Source organism: Marinobacter sp. BSs20148 (assembly GCF_000283275.1).
Lineage (GTDB): Bacteria > Pseudomonadota > Gammaproteobacteria > Pseudomonadales > Oleiphilaceae > Marinobacter > Marinobacter psychrophilus.
Map to the genome: position 1 here is coordinate 241,682 of NC_018268.1, position 18,381 is coordinate 260,062.

Sequence of the window (18,381 nt, forward strand, 5' to 3'; positions counted from 1 at the left end):
TGAATCATTCAGCCTCAGCTTGCGCCCGGCCTGAAGCGCCGGCGGTCAGGCGTTGGTTCAGCAAAGCATCAAATTCGTCGGTATAACTGTCAACCGTCCACGCCACCTGGGCGCCGCCTATTCGCAGAATCAGTCCGGGCGCCTGCTCTGCGTCGGTCTCAAAGCTCAGTGCCATGGCTGGCAACAGCTTGTTGAGATCGGTTTCCAGTTGTGATTGCGCGGCTTCTGGCAAGGGCTCGCGGGTGGTCGCGATGGCTTGGGTGCTGCCCGCTGCCGCTTTTTTCAATTCGTCTACTAACGGTTCCAGACGTTTGCTCACACGGCGCACAATGACCTGTTCCAGAGTTTCATCGGCGAGGTCACGAAGGGCTTTGCGGGTGAGTTCTAATAGGGTTTCCTGCCCGGCACGCTGCAGCCTGGCGGCGAATCGTTCCCGCTCCCGTTCCAGGTGTTTGCGCCAGTCTTTTTGTTCCTGCTCCAGCCGGGCGCGGGCTTCGGCCAGCAAGCTGTCGCGCTGGCCTTCAGTTTCGCGCAGCGCTTTCTGAATCATGGCGTCCTGGTCAGACATCAGCTGTTTTTTCTGCTGCTGGAAGTCGGCTTGTGCGGCTTGTGCTTTTTGCTGAGCTTCACCGGCGGCGGCCATGCTTTTGGTGATTTCAGCCTCGCGCGCGTCAATGCCGTCCAGAATAGGGCGGTACAAGAAGCGTTTCAGCAGCCACACCAGCACCAGAAAGTTGGCGAGTTGTGCCAGAACGGTAATCCAGTCAATGGACATAATGGTTGACCTGTTGGGTGAATCAGCCAAAGGGGAGGCTATCCGGCAGTTACCGTCGCTGCCTGTACCGCCGCATCCCAAAACGGGTTGGCGAAGATAAGAATCATCGCCACGACGAAACAGTAAATGGCGGTGGATTCAATCATCGCCAGGCTGACGAACAGGGTACGGGACAGAGTAGGCGCAGCGTCTGGCTGCTGGGCAATGGCGGCAATAGCGGCCGCGGCCGCGCGCCCTTCAGCCAGGGAAGGCCCTATGCAGCCAATCGCTATGGTGAAACCGGCGGTAAAAATAGAGATTGCCGCGATAATGGCAAGATCGGTCATGATTTTTCCTCGTTGGGAGACGACGGCTGTGTTTGTTTGGGTGACGTTGTGTGCTCTTTATTTAAAGCTGATGGCTCTCTATTCAAAGCTGATGGCTCTTTTTCCGCGGTAGCAGAAGAAATATAGACGGTGGCTAAAATGGCGAAGATGTAGGCCTGGATCATGCCGGTGAGAAGGCCCAACATGTCCATCAGCACCGGGAAGAAAAACGGTGCGACGGTGAGTAGAATGGCGGCAATAACAGCCCCGCTCATCACGTTTCCGTAAAGGCGGATAGCCAGCGAGATACCACGGGAAAATTCGCTGATGATGTTGAACGGCAGCATGATGACCGAGGGTTCAATAAAGGTTCGCAGGTAGCTTTTTACGCCGCCGCTGGCAATGCTGAATACCGGAACGGCGACCAGCACCGACAGTGCCAGAGCCATGGTGGTCGACAACGACGAGGTAGGCGGCGAAAAGCCGGGAATCACCAGCATCAGATTCGACAACGCAATAAACAAAAACAGAGTGCCGGCGAAGTACATCACGTGGCGGGCTGAATTCTGGGTGACTTCCTCAATCTGGCCCTGAATCAGTTTTACGATCACTTCCAGTGCCGTACGCAGGCGGTCGGGTGGCACGTCGGCGCGCAGGTTGCGAGTCACAAACCAGGAAATGCCCACCAGCAACACCATCACAATCCAGGTATTCACGATGGTCGCGTTCAAGCCCCAGCCACCGAGGGTGAGCACAATGATGTTGTCCGGTGAAAACTGCATTACGCGCCCTCTTGTTCTGCTAAAGGTGTGGTGTCGCGTTTTCTGGCCCAAAGCAGCGCAACCATACGCACTAACAGAAATGCCAGGGCGAAACCGGCCATGGGCCAGGCTGTGGCACTGCTGGTGGCAAGCCAGAAACCGACGCCCAGCAGCATGGCGATGCGCACGGTTGCGCTGAGCAATAACAGGGCTTCGGGCTGGCGCGAACGCAGAGCGCGTTTCATACCCCAGGCCAGCCCGACAAAAAACAGGCTGCTGACGGCCACCCCTACGGCCAATCCCAGCAATACAGCTGACCAGTCAACCGTCATGTTTGTCTCCTTCGTTGGCGTCTGTGTGGTTATTATCGCCGCCGGCTTTTGGGGTTTCTTTATCAATCCAGTTCCAGGCGATCATGGCGCCCACCACAATACCCCCCAGAATCAGCGCGATGGGCCAGGAAAAATTCTGCGGCGCTACCTTGTTCAGCCACAACCCCAGAAACGCCCCCGCAACGGCAGGTACCGCTACTGACCAGCCAATCATGCCAAAGGCGCCGATGCCTCTTAATGGGCTGGCTCCGGGCTGTTTGCGGGCACGTTGAAGTCGTTCAGTACTGCGCCGGATATCGTCGGCAGAGCGGTCTTTGCGGCTTCTCATAGCGCGGGTTTCCGTAAGTCGCCAAAGCGTCGAACAATGTTGGCTTCCAGCCGTGATAGCGCTGACCGGGCCACCCGCTCTTCTTCGTCTACCTCCACAAAGGCCGTTTGTATGGTGTCGTTCAGGGTGTCCAGACTGTCGCCCTGAACACCCCGACGAATGGCGATGTCTACCTGATGGCCGGTTTTCACCAGCAGGCCCTCGTCGATGCCAAAAAACAGCTCTCCACCGGTTTCGTCCGTCAGAATCAGCACCGACGGCACCAGCGCGGTGACAAAGTCGGTATGGTTGGGCAGCATGCCAAAGGCACCGTTGAAGGCGGTGGCAAATAGCCGCTGTGCGCGGCCTTCGAACAGAGTGCGGGTAGGTAGCCTTAGCGTAACCGTCATCACGTTTGCCAGGCTCATGACGATGACGCCAAATCTTTCAGCGAGCCAATCATGTAATAGTCGCTTTCGTTATCGTTGAATTCAGTCTGGTTGAGTATGGTTTCGCAGTCGTTCAGCGTGTCTTTGATGGGCACTCGCCTGCCGTCGACCGAACTCATAGTGAAAAACGGCTGGGTCAGATAGCGCTCCAAACGTCGCGCCCGCGCCACGACAGCGCGATCGGCGGCCGACAGTTCTTCCATACCCAGCATGGAAATAATGTCTCGCAGGTCCTCGTAATCGGCCAGGGTACGCCGCACCGCACGGGCGATGTCGTAGTGGCGCTGGCCGACAACCGCGGGCGTCAGCATCACAGAAGCCGATGCAAGAGGGTCGACGGCCGGGTACAAGCCTTCGCTGGCGCGCTTGCGCGACAGCACCACCGAAGCGGACAGGTGCGAAAAAATATGTGCAGCGGCAGGGTCGGTGAAGTCATCCGCCGGCACGTATACCGCCTGAATAGAGGTGATGGAACCGTTGCGGGTGGAGGTGATGCGCTCCTCCAAGGTGGCCAGTTCGGTGGCCAGTGTGGGTTGGTAGCCCACCCGTGACGGCATACGGCCCATCAAACCGGACACTTCCGAGCCTGCCTGAACAAAGCGAAAAATGTTGTCGATTAGCAGCAGAACGTCCTGCTTTTTAACGTCACGGAAATATTCGGCCATGGTGAGCGCTGTTTTGCCCACCAGAAAGCGCACACCGGGAGCCTCATTCATCTGCCCGAACACCATCACGGTTTTGTCGCGCACGCCGGCGTCGCCCATTTCCCGGTAGAGTTCTTCGGCTTCACGGGAGCGTTCGCCAATACCGCAAAACAGGCTGACGCCCTCGTATTCCTGCACGGTGTTGTTGATCAGCTCGGTAATCAGCACGGTTTTGCCCACACCGGCGCCGCCAAACAACCCGGTTTTGCCGCCGCGCTCGATAGGCGACAACAGATCAATGGCTTTGATGCCGGTTTCCAGAATATCGCTGTGCACCACGCGGTCCTCCAGCGCCGGTGGTGGCTGGTGAATGGAGCGGCGAATGTCGGTAGCAGGGGCGGGTTTGTTATCAATGGGTTCGCCAAAGACGTTCAGCATGCGGCCCAGAACAGCGTCTCCAACCGGAACCTGGATGGGTGCGCCGGTAGCACGCACAGAGACTCCCAGGCCTAACCCGCGTACCGGTGCCAGCGCCATACAGCGCACGGCGCCGCTTTCCAGCAGGGACATGACTTCCAACGCCAGATTGCCGGCGTAAAGCAAATCGTGAATACGTGGAGAGTCTTGCGGAAAAAGAACGTCAACAACGCCACCGCGAATGCCGACGACCTCTCCATCAAGTTCGCCGTTTGCGAGGTGCTCATTAACAGAAGTAGGCTCCGGGCTACCCTGATCTGAGCCCGAAACAGCTTGATTCAACATGACGAAGCGCCTGAACAGTTAACCGTTGTGAGTGGCTGACCCTGTGATGAGTGTTCCCGCCCGCGCCTCCAGAATGGCAAGCGCATCTTCTAACCGGCCAATGCCGCTAATGCCCCCGGTATCTGCAAAGTCGCAGGCCGCCGTTACCTTTGGCCCCATGGACCCGGCGGGAACGTTCAGCGTTCTTGCCTGGGCCGGTGTAACGGTGCGAACCGGCGCGGCAGTGGGTTTACCAAAGTCACGATAGACAGCATCCACGTCGGTCAGTAATAGCAGCGCGTCGGCACCCAACTCCCGCGCCAGCAACGCACTGGCGGCATCTTTGTCGATAACCGCTTCAACACCGGTCATGCTGCCGTCGTTGCGGCGCAGCACCGGAATGCCGCCACCTCCGGTACAGATTATGACCACCTGCTGATCCAGCAGCAGTTTCAGTACCCGCATATCCGGAATTTCCTTGGGTGCAGGGGAGGGCACTACCCTGCGCCACTTGTCGCCATCGGCTGCGATCTGCCAGCCAGCGGCCGCGGCGCGGGATTCCGCTTCTGCCTTATCGTACACCGGGCCAATAAATTTGGTCGGATGGGCAAAGGCAGGATCATTCGGATCGACAACAACTTGGGTAAGCAGGGTTGCCACTGGGCGATCATGGCCCAGAGCATTTTCCAGTTCCTGCTCAATCATGTAGCCGATCATACCTCCGGTCTCGGCACCCAGCACATCCAGCGGGTAGGCTTCGTCAGGCTTATAGGCGGCACCCTGCAACGCCAGCAAGCCCACTTGGGGGCCGTTACCATGGGTAATCACCAGTCGGTGCCCGGCGCGCACTAGTTCCGCCAGGGATGTCGCGGCTTTTCGAACATTGGTGCGCTGGGCTTCGGCGGTCAGTGGTTCGCCGCGTTTCAACAGGGCGTTACCGCCCAGTGCTGCAACAATCAACATCGTGTGTGTCCTTCTTCATCAATCCGCGCCAGAGTCAGGCCCCAAGGGTGGCTACCAGCACCGCCTTGATGGTGTGCATACGGTTCTCGGCCTGGTCGAAAACAATCGATGCCGGGCTTTCAAAAACCTCATCGGTTACTTCCATGGCACTGATTCCGAATTCTGCCTGAATTTCTTTACCAACGATGGTGTCGGTATTGTGAAACGCTGGCAGGCAGTGCATGAAGCGGGCGCGGGGGTTGCCGGTTTTTTCCATCACCGCCGCGTTCACCTGGTAGGGCATCAACAGCTTTATCCGGTCGCCCCACTTTTCTTTCGGCTCGCCCATAGACACCCAAACGTCGGTGTAAACAAAGTCGACCCCGGCCACCGCCGTATCCACATCTTCGGTAATGGTAATGCGGGCACCGGTTTCCCGCGCGATCGCCTGGGCTTCGTCCTGAATGGATTGCTGAGGCCAGCAGACTTTGGGTGCACACAGGCGCACATCCATGCCCATCTTGGCGCCACCGATCAGCAGGCTATCGCCCATGTTGTTAGCGGCGTCACCAAGAAAAGCGAAGGCAACCCGGTGCAGCGGCTTCTCAACATGCTCTTGCATAGTTAAAAAGTCAGCGAGAATTTGTGTTGGGTGGAACTCGTCGGTCAGGCCGTTGTAGACCGGTACTCCGGCATATTCGGCCAATTGCTCGACAATCTTCTGCCCGAAGCCGCGGTACTCGATGGCATCGTAAACCCGGCCCAGTACTCGAGCAGTGTCTTTTACCGATTCCTTGTGGCCGATGTGGGTTCCAGAGGGCCCAAGGTAGGTGACCCGGGCGCCCTGATCGTAAGCGGCCACTTCGAACCCAACCCGTGTGCGGGTGGAGTTCTTTTCAAAGATAAGCGCGATTTCTTTGCCGACAAGCTGCGGTACCTCGGTGCCGGCGTATTTCGCCGCCTTCAGATCGGTCGACAGCTTAAGCAGAAAGCTGATCTCACGGGGGGAGAAGTCTCGCAGGGTCAGGAAGTGGCGGTTGTTCAGATTAAAAGCCATGGTTTTATCCTTTCCGGTCAGATGGGGTCACGAATCGTGGGGCAGCTCATGCAGCGTCCGCCGCCCCGACCACGGCCCAGCTCAGCGCCGGGTATGGCCAACACTTCGATTCCCGCCGCTTTGAGTGCCGCGTTGGTGTCATCATTTCGGTCGTAGCCAATCACCACGCCCGGACTTATGGCCAGCACGTTGTTGCCATCGTTCCACTGCTCACGCTCGCGCTCGGCCGGGTCGTCGCCGCCGGTTGGAACCACTTCCAGGGATTTGTAGCCAAGAACCTCGGCCACTACATCAAACAGCGGCCGTGAGTCCTGGCGGAAAGACAGGTGTTTTTTGCCCTCACCGGCGCGCAAGTCATAGCAGATCACTTCGTCCGCTACTTCCTTGAACGCTGTAACCACGTTGCCGCCGCAGAAAGTGAAGATGGTGTCCAGGTGCATGGAGGTGCGGGATTTTGGGATCTGGCAGGCAATAACCCGCTCTGCGGTGCCTTTTTCAAACAAAGCGTTGGCTAATTGTCCTACGGCTTTTGGTGATGAACGCTCGCCCATTCCTACAAGCACGGTGCCATTGCCCACGGGCATGATGTCGCCGCCTTCGAGCGTTGCCAAGCCATGATTCTTGGTAGGGTCGCCCCAAAGCACATCTGCTTTTCCAGCAAACGTCGGATGGAAACGGTAAATGCCGGCCATCAGCAGGGTTTCGGGTTTGCGCGCGGCCCAGTACATGGGGTTAAGTGTGACGCCACCGTAGATCCAGGCACTGTTATCGCGGGTGAAAAGAAAGTTTGGCAATGGCGGCAGCACAAATCCGTAGTGCCCCAGGTGGTTACCAAAAAGACCGGTTGGGTTAAAGGGCAAGTCGGCCACTTCCAGGCCACCCATCAGGTATTCCGCAAGCTTGGCGCCTGGAAGCTCGTCCATCCATGCGCGTAGGTCGGAAATCATCCCGACTCCGATGTCGTTCCAGGTGATTCGATGATCGAGAATCCATTTACGGGCTTCGGGTATGTCTAAAGTTTCTGCCAATAGTTCGTTGACGTCTAAAACCTCAATACCCCGTGACCGCATAAGCTCGGAAAATACGTCATGGTCTTTCTGAGCCTGTTTTACCCAGAACACGTCGTCAAATAGCAAATCGTCACAGTTAGACGGTGTGAGCCTGCGGTGAGCCAGACCAGGGCGGCAGACAATAACCTGCCGCAGTGTTCCGGCTTCAGAATGCACGCCAAGTGTTAGTTCAGACATGGTTAATCTCCAATGTGTATGGCTTCGTCATTACTTCGAAAAATGTCAAAGTAATGCCGCAGCACTGATGACCACCGAAATGAAAATTGTAAGAATCAGCAACAAGGGCCAGATAAACACGAGCCAGCGGTCGTACGACACTCGCGCAATGGCCAAGCCGCCAATGACAACGGCGAAGGTGGGGTTGATCAGGTTGACCAGACCGTTGGCGGATTGAAAAGCGGTCACAACAAGGTCGCGCCCGACATTGGCGAAGTCCGCCAGCGGTGCAAGAATCGGCATAGACAACACGGCCAGGCCTGAAGACGATGGCACAAAGAAACTCATGCCCACTTCAATCCAGAACATCAGGTTGATAAACGCAAGCTCGGGCAGCCCGCCAAGAGAGTTTTCGGCGCTGTGTAGAATGGTGTCAGCAATCATGCCCTGGTCCATCATAACCACGATGCCGCGGGCCAGTCCGACCACCAGCGCGACACCCAGAAGATCACGAGCGCCATCGACAAAGCTGCTGGTCAGTTTTTTCTCGCCAAGGCGGGCAACAATGCCAATCACAATGGCCGAACCAAAAAACAGCGCGCCCATGCGGGCCATCCACCAACCCTGCGAAGACACACCCCAGATCATAAACACAAAGGTTGCAGCGAAAACCAGCAGGGCGACAATCTGGGTTTTGTCGAGGGTGGAGTCATCAACCCCGTCATGCTGCTTACGGAGGAAAAGGCGGCGGTGAGCATCCCATTGTTTGGCCACAACAGAGCGGGATGGATCCGCTTTAACGCGCATTGCGTAACGCATGACATACGCAGCACAAATAAGCAGGCCGCCAACCAGCAGAATAAAACGCACCACAATGCCATCGGTAAACGGAATGTCGGCTGCATTGGCGGCGATAACGGTGGCAAACGGGTTGATGGTGGACCCCAGCACGCCGATACCGGATCCCACCAGAATAATGGCTACCCCGGTGACAGCATCGTATCCGGCGGCCATCATGACCGGAATCAAAATGGCATAAAAAGCCAGTGTCTCTTCGGCCATGCCATAGGTTGTGCCGCCGATGGCAAAAAGGGTCATTAGTATCGGAATCATCCAGATTTCATGGCCCTTGAGGTGGCGCATAGCGCTGCGGATACCGGTATCAATGGCGCCGGTGGCATTCATTACACCCAGAAAGCCACCCAGGAAAATGACGAACAGGGCAACATCTATCGCGTTGGCCACATAGCTGTCCGGATCATAAAACCCGGCGGTGGGCGCGAGCATTATATCCACGAAACCCTGAGGGTTTGCCTCAACAGCCTTGTAGGTGCCAGGCACGGCCACGTCGCGGCCGACCTCTTCGTTCATCACCCGGTCGTATTGGCCAGCAGGTATAATCCAGGTCAACGCGGCCACAAAGATAATCAGCAGAAACAGAATGGTGTAGGCGGTAGGAAACCGCGTTGCCAGATCGTGTTCCGGATTGTCTGAAGAGTTATTTGGAGAGAGATCCGGAGAGTTATTTGCAGGGTCTGAAGAATCGTCAGAAGGGGTTTTGGGGGGGTGGTTTTTATTGTTCACAGCAGTTCTCCTTTATCCACATCGACAGCTATAAACAGAGCCAATGAAAGATCCCGGTCCTAGCTGTGAATGTTTTACTTTTGCCCAGCCGGGTGGGACTTCGGTTTCCGAGTTGTCCGCCCTCACAGTAGTTGAAAAATGGCCAATCGAAATTGAGCTAGGTCAGTCTTAAATAAATGACCTATTAATTTTTCAACAACCCATTCATACCCCAAAAGACAAGATGCTATGCGCTTTTCAGAAATTCATGAGCGCGCGATTGCGCGCAAAGGTGGCGTTGAAGAGTTAAACGCCCGGTTACCCACGCCGCCGCCGGCCAGCGCGCTGGAACAGCGCAGTGACGATCGCTATTTGGCAGAAATGACCTGCTGTGTGTTCAAGGCGGGTTTTGTATGGCGGGTGATTGATAAAAAATGGCCAGATTTTGAAGTCGCCTTTCACGGCTTTGTGCCGGCCTACTGGCAGCAGGTGCCGCCGGACGTGCTGGAAACCCTGGCCTGCGACGAACGCATTGTGCGCAACCTGCAAAAAATCCGCACGGTGCCGGAAAACGCCCGCATGATTATGGACACGGTTCACACGCACGGCAGTTTCGGTGCATTTCTACGTCAGTGGCCGTCGTCTGACCAAGCCGGATTGCTGCTGTGGTTCAAGCGCCATGGTTCGCGTCTGGGCGGTAACAGCGCCCAGTACTTTTTGCGCCGGGTGGGCTGGGACGGCTTTATTATGTCCAACGATGTCATTCGGGTGTTGCGTCAGGCCAAGCTTCTGGATGCATCAACGAGCAGTAAAAAAGGCCTGTACCAGGTGCAGGAGGCATTCAATGCCTGGCACGAAGAAACCGGCCTGCCTTACAGTCAACTGTCGCGAATAACCTCTTATTCAATCGATGGTTAAGGCAAGTCAATGGATGGTCAAGGCAATGTGTCCCAGCTTTAACTGTGGGTCTTCAGCCAACGATCTATAGTTTGGTGAACACTCAGGAGGACTGTGTCATGAATCGTTTGGGTAAAACCTTTTTTGGCTTTGTATTCGCGCTGACGTCCGCCATGGTAATGACCGTTGCGAACCCTGCTCTGGCGGCCAGCGCTGAAGATCTTGACCGCAATGCGATGCAGGCTTTAAATACGCTGTATAAAGTGCATCCGGTGGCTGAAACCCTATCAAAAAGTGCCAAAGGTATTTTGGTGTTCCCCAATATCGTAAAAGCTGGCCTGGTATTTGGCGGCAGCTATGGCGAAGGTGTGTTATTGAAAGGCTCGGCGGTGGCTGATTACTACAATTCCATCACCGGCTCCTGGGGCTTGCAGGCTGGTGCACAGTCGTACGCATACGCGGTGTTTCTGATGACGGATGCCGCCGTGTCTTATCTGGAGAAAACCAACGGCTGGGAAATTGGCGTGGGTCCGACTGTTGTCCTGGTTGACGAAGGCGTGGCCAGAAACCTGTCGACTTCGTCCCTGAAAGACGATGCTTATGCGTTTATTTTTAGTCAGCAAGGCCTGATGGCCGGGCTGAGTATTGAGGGTACGAAAATATCCCGCATTGACCGCTAGAAGCCAGAGTGGCGTTACTGCAAGCGGCTGCAGTAACGTCAAACTGTCGGCGATTAAATCAGCAGTAACAACACCAGCTCACAAAACACCACACTGGCCCCGAGCGTATCGCCGGTGTAGCCGCCCAGCTGGCGTTTGAGATACCAACCCCAAAGCAGAGCAACCCCAACCACTGCCAGCGGTGCCAGCAGCCATAAGCCTGGCAGCCAGGCGCTGAACACCAATGCCACTAGCAGGGTAAACCCACTGCTGTACCCGAGCCGCCGGCGGGAAAAGCCTTCGGCCACCGGTTTGCTTTTGCTTTTGTCGGGATCGGTCACGTAATTCAGGAATGACATTAACAAAAGTGGTGTTTGCCGACTAATAGCCGGTGCCAGAAGCAGCGCCAGCATGATGTGATGGCTCTCCACCAACAGGGCGACTTTGAGCGCTAACGCCAGCACCAGTGCTACCGTGCCATAGGTGCCAATGCGGCTGTCTTTCATGATTTCCAGGCGCTTTTCAACGGTATAGCCACCGCCAAATGCGTCCACGCTATCCGCCAGCCCGTCTTCGTGAAAAGCGCCGGTAATGAAAAGATGAAAACACAGCACCAGCAGAATGCTGACCAGCGGGCTGCAGAAAAGCCCCAGTAGCGCAAACAGTCCGACGTACAGGGCGCCCAGCAACAAACCGACGAGTGGAAAGTAAACGCTGCACTGGTTCATCAGTTTTTGGGAATAATCAATCGACACCAGCATGGGTATGCGGGTTAAAAATCCGACGGCCAGCCAGAATGCCTGCCACTCGCGGGCAGCGGCTGTTGTGGTCTGTTTATGTGTGGGGTTTGGGCCTGTCAAAGCGAACTCCGTATGTGAGTCAGTCCGGGGATAATACCGGATTGGTTCCGCTGCATGTGGCGTAACGTCCGTTGTGGCTGATGAATTGCCCCAGCTTGCGCAGTGCAGCCTGTGCTTGCAGTGGTTAACAAATGTCGGTGCCTATAACTATGTCATAATCATCAAACGCATGAATGAGATAAAAAACGAGGCAACCCGATGACATTATTTAACAACCGATGGACAAAAACTCTGGCACTGGCAATCGCAGTGTTTGTTTCAGCCGGTGTCGCTCAGGCTGATACGCTTGAACAGCGAATCTCGGAAGGTGAGTCGATTCGCCTGGGTTTTTCTGCAGCACCGCCCTGGGCTTACGCCGGTAACGACGGTACGGCCAAAGGTTTTGTTAACGGCATCGCCATCGACGTGCTCAAGCGCATGGGATACACCAACGTCGAGCCTGTTCTAACCAACTGGTCCAGCCTGATTCCCAGCCTGAAAGCTGGTCGCGTGGACATAGTGACTGGCGGGATGTACATCGTTAAGGCACGTTGTGAAAACATGGATTTTTCAGACCCAATTGGCGCTTTTGGAGACACCTTCGTGGTGCCCAAGGGCAATCCCAAAAATCTTGAAACCTATCAGGATTTGATCGACCAGAATCTGACCATGGTAGCGCCGTCCGGTTACAACACACTGGCTGATGCCAGAGACGCTGGCGTCCCTAAGAACAGCATCACGGAAGTACCGGGTACCACGGAAGCCCTGGCTGCGCTGCGCACCGGTCGTACCGATGCCGTTCCCATTAACGTGCTGGAAGCAAAGCACGCCGCAGACCTGGATGATAGCTTTGGTATCTCTGACCCAGAGGCGTTTGTAGGGCGCGCAAAGCAGGTTGTTGGCATCGGTTTCCGACCTGAAGACAGTGCTTTTCGCGCCGAATTCAACAAGGCCCTTAAAGACTATATGGGCTCTGATGAAATGATGGCAACGGTAACGCCCGACGAATACATCAAAGCGTTTTTACCGGGTGAACTGACAACTGAAGACGCCTGCAAATCTAACTAAAGGCCAGAGCAGGGACAGATTTCAAATCTGTCCCTTTTTACCGGGCTTAGTTTGCCTCCAGAACCGCACTCAGGAACTGCTGGGTGCGTTCGTTCTGGGGGTTGTCCAATAGCATTTCTGGCGACCCCTGCTCTTCAATCTTTCCATCAAAGAACAGGCAGATCCGGTCTGAGATTTCCCGAGCGAAGCCAATCTGGTGCGTTACCATCAGCATGGTCAGGTTGTGCTGATCGACCAGGCGGCGTATTACGCCGGTAACTTCGCTGATGACCTCTGGGTCCAGTGCAGAGGTCACTTCGTCAAACAACATCACTTTCGGGCGCATGGCCAGCGCGCGGGCGATGGCGACACGCTGCTGTTGTCCGCCCGACAGTCGCGACGGGTGCTGGTCGCGTTTGTCAGTCATACCCACCAAATCCAACAGTTCCAGTGCGCGCTCTTCCGCTTCCTGTTTCGACAGACCCAGAACCTGCATCGGCCCCTCAACGCAGTTGCCAAGCGCTGTCATGTGCGGGAACAAGTTGAAATGTTGGAAGCACATGCCGATTTTAGAACGAATTAGCCGCAGGTGGACAGCGTTGGCGCGGACCAGGCGACCGTTTTTTTCCATGTGAGTTAACGGTTCGCCGTCGACATAGATCACGCCGCTGTCGATGGTTTCCAGGGTCATCAGCATCCGCAGCACGGTGGTTTTACCCGAACCGGAAGGGCCGATAATGGTGACCATTTCGCCTTCTGCAACATCCAGATTCAGGCCGTCGAGCACCACCAGGCTGCCATATTTTTTGGTCACGTTCTGAAACCGCACCATGGGCACATTGTCGCCCTCCAGTTTTAATGGGTATTGGCTCAGATCGTGGCTTATGCTGTTTTTCATCTAGTCAGTCCCATTTTGCGGCGCAGCGCCGTCTCGAATCGGCGAATAAGCCAGGCGGTTGGCAGCGAAATAGCCAGGAAGATCAGGCCGACAATGGTGTAAGGCTCCAGATAGCGGAAGTTCTCGGCACCAATGGAATTGGCCGTGTGCATCAGCTCTGCCACCCCGATCACCGACAGCATTGGGGTGTCTTTAAAGATACCAACCAGATAGTTGCCCATGCCCGCAAGCGCCGGCGGCAGTGCCTGCGGAATGATGATGCGGCGATAGGTTGTGACGGTCGACAAGTTAATAGCCTTGGCAGCTTCCCACTGACCTTTTGGCACGTTTTCAATGCCGCCCCGATACACTTCGGAAAGGTAGGCGGCGTAATGCAGGCCGATAGCGATTAGCCCTGCGGCCCAGGGCGACAGGCGCAGGCCGAACTGCGGGCCCACGTAAAAAATGAAGAAGATCTGCAACAGCAATGGCGTCGAGCGGACAAACTCTACCAGCTCGCGTACGACGAAGGTCAGTGTGCGGGAGCGCGTGCGTTGTGCCAGCGCAAACACCAGCCCCAGCACGACCGCCACAGCGTAACCGCCACCTGCCGCCAGCATTGTGTTGCCCGCTGCAAGTAGCAGGCGGGGCAGAATTTCCCAAGTAAAGTCCATTTTCCAGTCAAGCATGATTTACATTCGTCCGATTTTGCGGGCCATCACCCGTTCTAGCCAGCGCATGATGGGTGTCACCATAAATCGTGCAAAAATATAGTAAATGATAAGCGCGGTCCCAAAGGCCTGGGCTGACAGGTAGGTATTGTTGTTGACCTGGCGTGTTTCAAACATCAGGTCGGCGACTGAAATCAACGCCACCAGAGCGGTGCCCTTCAGGATTTCGATCATCAGGTTTCCCCAGGGTGGCAGTATGGCCACCAGTGCCTGTGGCAATATAATTCGTTGCATGCGCTTTGCCGGTGACATATTCAGTGCCAGCGCGGCTTCCCATTGGCCCCGTGGAACCGACTGGATTGCGCCGCGCACCAGTTCAGCACCGTAGGCCCCATAACACAGCCCGACGGTAAGAAAGCCTACGGTAAACTTTTCCAGGGTGAAACCAAACAGCGGCAGCACGAAGTAAAACCAATAAAGCTGCACCAGAAGCGACGTGCCGCGGAAAATCTCAATATAAGTAATAGCGACAGCGCGCATGGGTTTTGAATGCGCCATTTTCATCAGCCCCGAAACCAGTGCAGCGACAATCGCGACCAAAGCGGCCAGCCCGAACTGACCCAGTGTGATCAGCGTACCGTCAATGAAGCGGCTGCTGTAGGTCATGAGAAAATCTAAATAGGGCATCGTTAGATATGGCCTCGGGCACGTTGCGGGCTGATTTTGGGGTAGAAGGTAATGAATTATTGTTGCACATATTCGGTGGTGGTAGTAATTGCTCTAATAATTTGATGTCGAGGTTTGCAGTGCGGCAACATTCTTCTTTCAGTTAGGCTGCTTAGAAGAAAACATTACTTCAATATATATTCTATATTGGTATATGCTTAGAGCTTATTAACAGGTTCGATGTTTGCGAATTCGAAAGGAGTTTAGTCATGACCACGACCAATCCAACCGTTCAGCATTTTTTTGACGAACCTACCAATACTTTCAGCTACGTGGTGCAAGATCCTGCGTCTAAGGCCTGTGCCATCATCGATTCGGTACTGGATTTTGATTACGCCGCTGGTCGCACCAGCACGGTCAATGCAGACGCTATCATTGCTTATGTGCACGAGCACAATTTGCAGGTGGCGTGGATTCTGGAAACCCACGTGCACGCAGACCACTTATCGGCAGCACCTTATCTGCACGCGCAGTTGGGCGGGCAAACCGGCATTGGCGCACATATTTGTCAGGTGCAGGAGGTTTTCGGCAAGGCGTTTAACGCCGGATCGGAATTCGCCCGCGACGGCAGTCAGTTCGACAGGCTGTTTAAAGACAACGACAGTTTCGCTATTGGTGGGCTGCAGGCTCAGATCATGCATACACCCGGCCATACGCCCATCTGTCTGACGTATGTTGTTGGCAATGCGGCGTTTGTGGGGGATACGCTGTTCATGCCGGATTACGGCACCGCGCGTTGCGATTTTCCCGGTGGTGACTCCCGTGTATTGTTTCGCTCAATCCGCCGTGTGCTGACGCTGCCAGATACAACCCGTCTGTTCCTGTGTCACGATTACAAGGCGCCCGGCCGGGACAGCCATGCCCATGAATCGACGGTTGCGGAGCAACGCGAGTTTAACATTCACGTGCACGACGGAGTCAGTGAAGACGACTTCGCAACCATGCGCAATGAACGTGACGCCACTCTGGATATGCCACGGCTGATTTTGCCTTCGGTGCAGATTAACATGCGCGCCGGCGAGTTTCCGCCAGCGGAAGACAACGGCCAGGCCTACGTGAAAATCCCTTTAAATCTGTTCTGAGCCGCTGATGAACCTATCCCGTTACCTGCCCGTATTACAATGGAGCAGACAGTATAACCGCCAGCAAGCGGGCAGTGATCTGGTTGCTGCGTTAATTGTGACGGTGATGCTGATACCGCAATCATTGGCATATGCTTTGTTGGCAGGCCTTCCCGCTCAAATCGGGCTGTACGCGAGCATATTGCCGTTGGTGGTATACGCTTTGTTCGGAACCAGCCGCACCTTGTCGGTGGGACCTGTCGCGGTCGCGTCGCTGATGACGGCGGCGGCGCTCGCGCCTTTGGCGCAGGCAGGCAGTGCCGAGTATATAGCGGGTGCCGTGGTGTTAGCGCTGATGTCCGGGTTAATGCTGGTACTGATGGGCGTATTACGCCTGGGGTTCTTGGCCAATTTTCTTAGCCATCCGGTTATCTCGGGCTTTATTACGGCTTCCGGCATTGTGATCGCGGCGAGCCAACTTAAGCACGTATTTGGTATAACCGGGTCGGGCCATAACCTGTTTGATATAGGCCGTTCGCTTTCGGCATCGGCGAGTAGCATCAATTCGGCCACCTTGGCCGTTGGTGTGAGTACTCTGGTGTTTTTGGTGTTGGCGCGTACTCGCCTTAAACCTGGCTTGTTGGCGTTAGGAGTGGCGCCGCAGATGGCCGATGTAGCGACCAAAACGGCGCCTATACTGGCGGTAGTGTTGACTACCCTGGCGGCTTGGTTCTGGCAATTGCAGCTTCAGGGCGTAAAGCTGGTGGGGCATGTTCCCTCTGGGCTGCCACAGTTAACTTGGCCACAGGCCGACTGGGCGCTTTGGCAGCAGTTAGCGGTAAGCGCATTGCTGATCAGCGTGGTGGGATTTGTGGAGTCGATATCGGTGGGTCAGACACTGGCGGCTAAACGCCGCCAACGGATTGACCCTGACCAGGAACTGATCGGACTGGGCGCGGCGAACCTCGGTTCGGGTATTTCCGGTGGTATGCCGGTAACCGGCGGGTTTTCCCGCTCGGTGGTGAATTTTGACGCCGGTGCCGAAACGCCGGCGGCGGGCATCTATACGGCGGTGGGCATTGCAGTGGCTACCCTGTTTCTGACTCCGGCTATTGCCTGGTTGCCGCAGGCCACGCTGGCGGCAACGATTATAGTGGCGGTGTCTACGCTGATTGATATTCCGGCACTGCGCCGTACTTTGCGCTATTCACGCACGGATTTCGGTGCCATGTTGGCCACCATTGTGTTGACTCTGGGGCACAGCGTAGAGGCTGGTATTATCACCGGGGTGGCTTTGTCTCTGGGGCTATTTCTGTATCGTACCAGTCAGCCCCACTGTGCTGTGGTTGGACGGGTGCCAGGCAGCGAGCATTTTCGTAATGTGCTACGCCATAAAGTAGACGTATGTCCAACGGTGACATTTTTGCGGGTAGACGAGAGCCTGTATTTTGCCAACGCCCGATTCCTGGAAGAAACGGTGCTAGACATTGTGACCAGCGAACCACAACTGACGGATTTGGTGTTGGTCTGCCCGGCAGTGAATTTGGTGGATGCATCGGCGCTTGAAAGCCTGGAGGCGATTAATGAACGCCTGAAAGATGCTGGTGTACGCTTACATATGTCAGATGTGAAGGGGCCGGTGATGGACCGGCTGAAACGCACGGAGTTTTGTCAGCACTTGAGTGGTGACGTTTTTTTGAGCGCCCACGAGGGCTGGAAAGCGCTGGTAACGGGCCCCAAAAACGATGATTTATAGCCGATAGAAATCAGCACGGCGGGTGTCCCGATCGCTGCTGACTACCCAGACGGGCCAGACATATGGGCATGACCGAAAACTTGCTTTCCACGACCCAATGGGTGATTACGGCCCTTTTGTTCGCCGTTATTTTGCTGGCGGCTGTGCGCAGTGTTGATTGGCATAAGTTACGGCAAGACACCTCGTTGCAGCATACCTTTTTTGGCGCTGCTGTTGCGCTTGGGTTTTTGTGGCAGTTGCGCGCCGGTATATCACCGGGGCTGTCCATTCACGTCTTCGGCATCACCCTTGTTACGCTGATGTTAGGCTGGGGCCTGGCGGTATTGGCCGGCCTGCTGGCACTGGTGATTATGGTGATTACCGGCCGTGAACCGCTGATCATGTTTGCGGCCAATGGCCTGATAACAGTGATGGTACCGGCGCTGGTCAGTTACGCCATCATGCTGTGGGAGCGCCATCGTGATTTTAATAATTTCTTTGCTTATATTTTTGTCTGCGGATTTTTTGGTTCGGCCATTGCAGTGGCTGTAGCGGGTGTGGTGATGTGCCTGATGCTATGGACCAGCGGCGTATACACTTTCGCCGAACTGGTGCACGAGTATCTTAGCTATCTTCCGCTGTTCATGATTCCGGAGGGCTTTGCCAATGGGGCGTTTGTAACCGGGATGATGGTGTTTAACCCAGACCGCCTGACCACCCTGGATCAGCGTCGTTACCGCTAAATCGCAGTAAGGCGTTCACAAAGA

At 55.5% G+C, this 18,381-nt stretch carries 20 protein-coding genes and 1 pseudogene; 6 read left to right on the top strand and 15 right to left on the bottom strand.

The window, feature by feature from the left end; all coding sequences use genetic code 11:
- Nucleotides 1-4 precede the first annotated feature (4 nt).
- The 11 genes and pseudogenes from MRBBS_RS01035 to MRBBS_RS01085 all read right to left on the bottom strand — a co-directional run bounded on the left by MRBBS_RS01035 (nt 5) and on the right by MRBBS_RS01085 (nt 9,123).
- Nucleotides 5-775: a F0F1 ATP synthase subunit delta gene (locus tag MRBBS_RS01035; protein WP_014869549.1), complete on the bottom strand. Its 771-nt coding sequence runs from the start codon at nt 773-775 to the stop codon at nt 5-7.
- Between the two features lie 38 nt (nt 776-813).
- Entirely contained in the window at nt 814-1,101 is a 288-nt protein-coding gene (locus MRBBS_RS01040) for a F0F1 ATP synthase subunit C (RefSeq protein ID WP_007349152.1), read from the bottom strand.
- Nucleotides 1,098-1,862, bottom strand: coding sequence for a F0F1 ATP synthase subunit A (locus tag MRBBS_RS01045; protein ID WP_014869550.1), 765 nt, complete (start codon nt 1,860-1,862; stop codon nt 1,098-1,100). Before MRBBS_RS01045 ends, MRBBS_RS01040 begins: the two co-directional genes overlap by 4 nt.
- Complete coding sequence (locus MRBBS_RS01050; RefSeq protein ID WP_014869551.1) at nt 1,862-2,173, bottom strand: ATP synthase subunit I; 312 nt, start codon at nt 2,171-2,173, stop codon at nt 1,862-1,864. The genes MRBBS_RS01045 and MRBBS_RS01050 overlap by 1 nt, the downstream gene beginning before the upstream one ends.
- On the bottom strand, nt 2,163-2,501 hold the full coding sequence (locus MRBBS_RS01055; RefSeq protein WP_014869552.1) for an AtpZ/AtpI family protein: 339 nt from the start codon (nt 2,499-2,501) through the stop codon (nt 2,163-2,165). The genes MRBBS_RS01050 and MRBBS_RS01055 overlap by 11 nt, the downstream gene beginning before the upstream one ends.
- Complete coding sequence (locus tag MRBBS_RS01060; RefSeq protein WP_014869553.1) at nt 2,498-2,908, bottom strand: ATPase; 411 nt, start codon at nt 2,906-2,908, stop codon at nt 2,498-2,500. The genes MRBBS_RS01055 and MRBBS_RS01060 overlap by 4 nt, the downstream gene beginning before the upstream one ends.
- Nucleotides 2,905-4,277 (bottom strand): annotated as a pseudogene (atpD, locus tag MRBBS_RS01065) (F0F1 ATP synthase subunit beta). The gene MRBBS_RS01060 and the pseudogene atpD overlap by 4 nt, the downstream one beginning before the upstream one ends.
- A gap of 76 nt (nt 4,278-4,353) precedes the next feature.
- Nucleotides 4,354-5,277: a carbamate kinase gene (arcC, locus tag MRBBS_RS01070; protein ID WP_014869555.1), complete on the bottom strand. Its 924-nt coding sequence runs from the start codon at nt 5,275-5,277 to the stop codon at nt 4,354-4,356.
- Nucleotides 5,278-5,311: 34 nt separating this feature from the next.
- On the bottom strand, nt 5,312-6,313 hold the full coding sequence (argF, locus tag MRBBS_RS01075; protein WP_014869556.1) for an ornithine carbamoyltransferase: 1,002 nt from the start codon (nt 6,311-6,313) through the stop codon (nt 5,312-5,314).
- 17 nt (nt 6,314-6,330) lie between these two features.
- Nucleotides 6,331-7,560 carry an arginine deiminase gene (locus MRBBS_RS01080; protein WP_014869557.1) on the bottom strand — a complete coding sequence of 410 codons (1,230 nt, stop codon included), beginning with the start codon at nt 7,558-7,560 and terminating at the stop codon, nt 6,331-6,333.
- Between the two features lie 45 nt (nt 7,561-7,605).
- A complete protein-coding gene (locus MRBBS_RS01085) occupies nt 7,606-9,123 on the bottom strand; it encodes a YfcC family protein (RefSeq protein ID WP_014869558.1) in 1,518 nt (505 codons plus the stop codon).
- A gap of 228 nt (nt 9,124-9,351) precedes the next feature.
- Here MRBBS_RS01085 and MRBBS_RS01090 point away from each other — a divergent pair, with 228 nt between their 5' ends.
- Nucleotides 9,352-10,020, top strand: a complete 669-nt coding sequence (locus MRBBS_RS01090) for a DNA-3-methyladenine glycosylase I (RefSeq protein WP_014869559.1) — start codon at nt 9,352-9,354, stop codon at nt 10,018-10,020.
- Nucleotides 10,021-10,172: 152 nt separating this feature from the next.
- Nucleotides 10,173-10,679 (top strand): YSC84-related protein, encoded by a 507-nt coding sequence (locus MRBBS_RS01095; RefSeq protein ID WP_227497610.1) that lies wholly within the window; start codon nt 10,173-10,175, stop codon nt 10,677-10,679.
- 53 nt (nt 10,680-10,732) lie between these two features.
- On the opposite strand, the gene cobS is transcribed toward MRBBS_RS01095, so the two are convergent.
- Entirely contained in the window at nt 10,733-11,518 is a 786-nt protein-coding gene (cobS, locus tag MRBBS_RS01100) for an adenosylcobinamide-GDP ribazoletransferase (RefSeq protein WP_014869561.1), read from the bottom strand.
- Nucleotides 11,519-11,716: 198 nt separating this feature from the next.
- Between cobS and MRBBS_RS01105 the strand changes: the two genes are divergently transcribed.
- On the top strand, nt 11,717-12,565 hold the full coding sequence (locus MRBBS_RS01105; protein WP_014869563.1) for a transporter substrate-binding domain-containing protein: 849 nt from the start codon (nt 11,717-11,719) through the stop codon (nt 12,563-12,565).
- Between the two features lie 46 nt (nt 12,566-12,611).
- Here the strand turns inward: MRBBS_RS01105 and ehuA are convergent, their stop codons facing one another.
- The 3 genes from ehuA to ehuC all read right to left on the bottom strand — a co-directional run bounded on the left by ehuA (nt 12,612) and on the right by ehuC (nt 14,758).
- Nucleotides 12,612-13,376: an ectoine/hydroxyectoine ABC transporter ATP-binding protein EhuA gene (ehuA, locus tag MRBBS_RS01110; protein ID WP_187290789.1), complete on the bottom strand. Its 765-nt coding sequence runs from the start codon at nt 13,374-13,376 to the stop codon at nt 12,612-12,614.
- Nucleotides 13,377-13,438: 62 nt separating this feature from the next.
- Complete coding sequence (gene ehuD, locus MRBBS_RS01115) at nt 13,439-14,110, bottom strand: ectoine/hydroxyectoine ABC transporter permease subunit EhuD (protein ID WP_014869565.1); 672 nt, start codon at nt 14,108-14,110, stop codon at nt 13,439-13,441.
- Between the two features lie 3 nt (nt 14,111-14,113).
- Nucleotides 14,114-14,758 (bottom strand): ectoine/hydroxyectoine ABC transporter permease subunit EhuC, encoded by a 645-nt coding sequence (gene ehuC, locus MRBBS_RS01120; RefSeq protein ID WP_144012676.1) that lies wholly within the window; start codon nt 14,756-14,758, stop codon nt 14,114-14,116.
- 269 nt (nt 14,759-15,027) lie between these two features.
- Here ehuC and MRBBS_RS01125 point away from each other — a divergent pair, with 269 nt between their 5' ends.
- The 3 genes from MRBBS_RS01125 to MRBBS_RS01135 all read left to right on the top strand — a co-directional run bounded on the left by MRBBS_RS01125 (nt 15,028) and on the right by MRBBS_RS01135 (nt 18,357).
- Nucleotides 15,028-15,900: an MBL fold metallo-hydrolase gene (locus MRBBS_RS01125; protein ID WP_014869568.1), complete on the top strand. Its 873-nt coding sequence runs from the start codon at nt 15,028-15,030 to the stop codon at nt 15,898-15,900.
- 7 nt (nt 15,901-15,907) lie between these two features.
- Nucleotides 15,908-17,635, top strand: coding sequence for a SulP family inorganic anion transporter (locus tag MRBBS_RS01130; RefSeq protein ID WP_014869569.1), 1,728 nt, complete (start codon nt 15,908-15,910; stop codon nt 17,633-17,635).
- A gap of 62 nt (nt 17,636-17,697) precedes the next feature.
- A complete protein-coding gene (locus MRBBS_RS01135) occupies nt 17,698-18,357 on the top strand; it encodes an energy-coupling factor ABC transporter permease (RefSeq protein ID WP_007349074.1) in 660 nt (219 codons plus the stop codon).
- Nucleotides 18,358-18,381 lie beyond the last annotated feature (24 nt).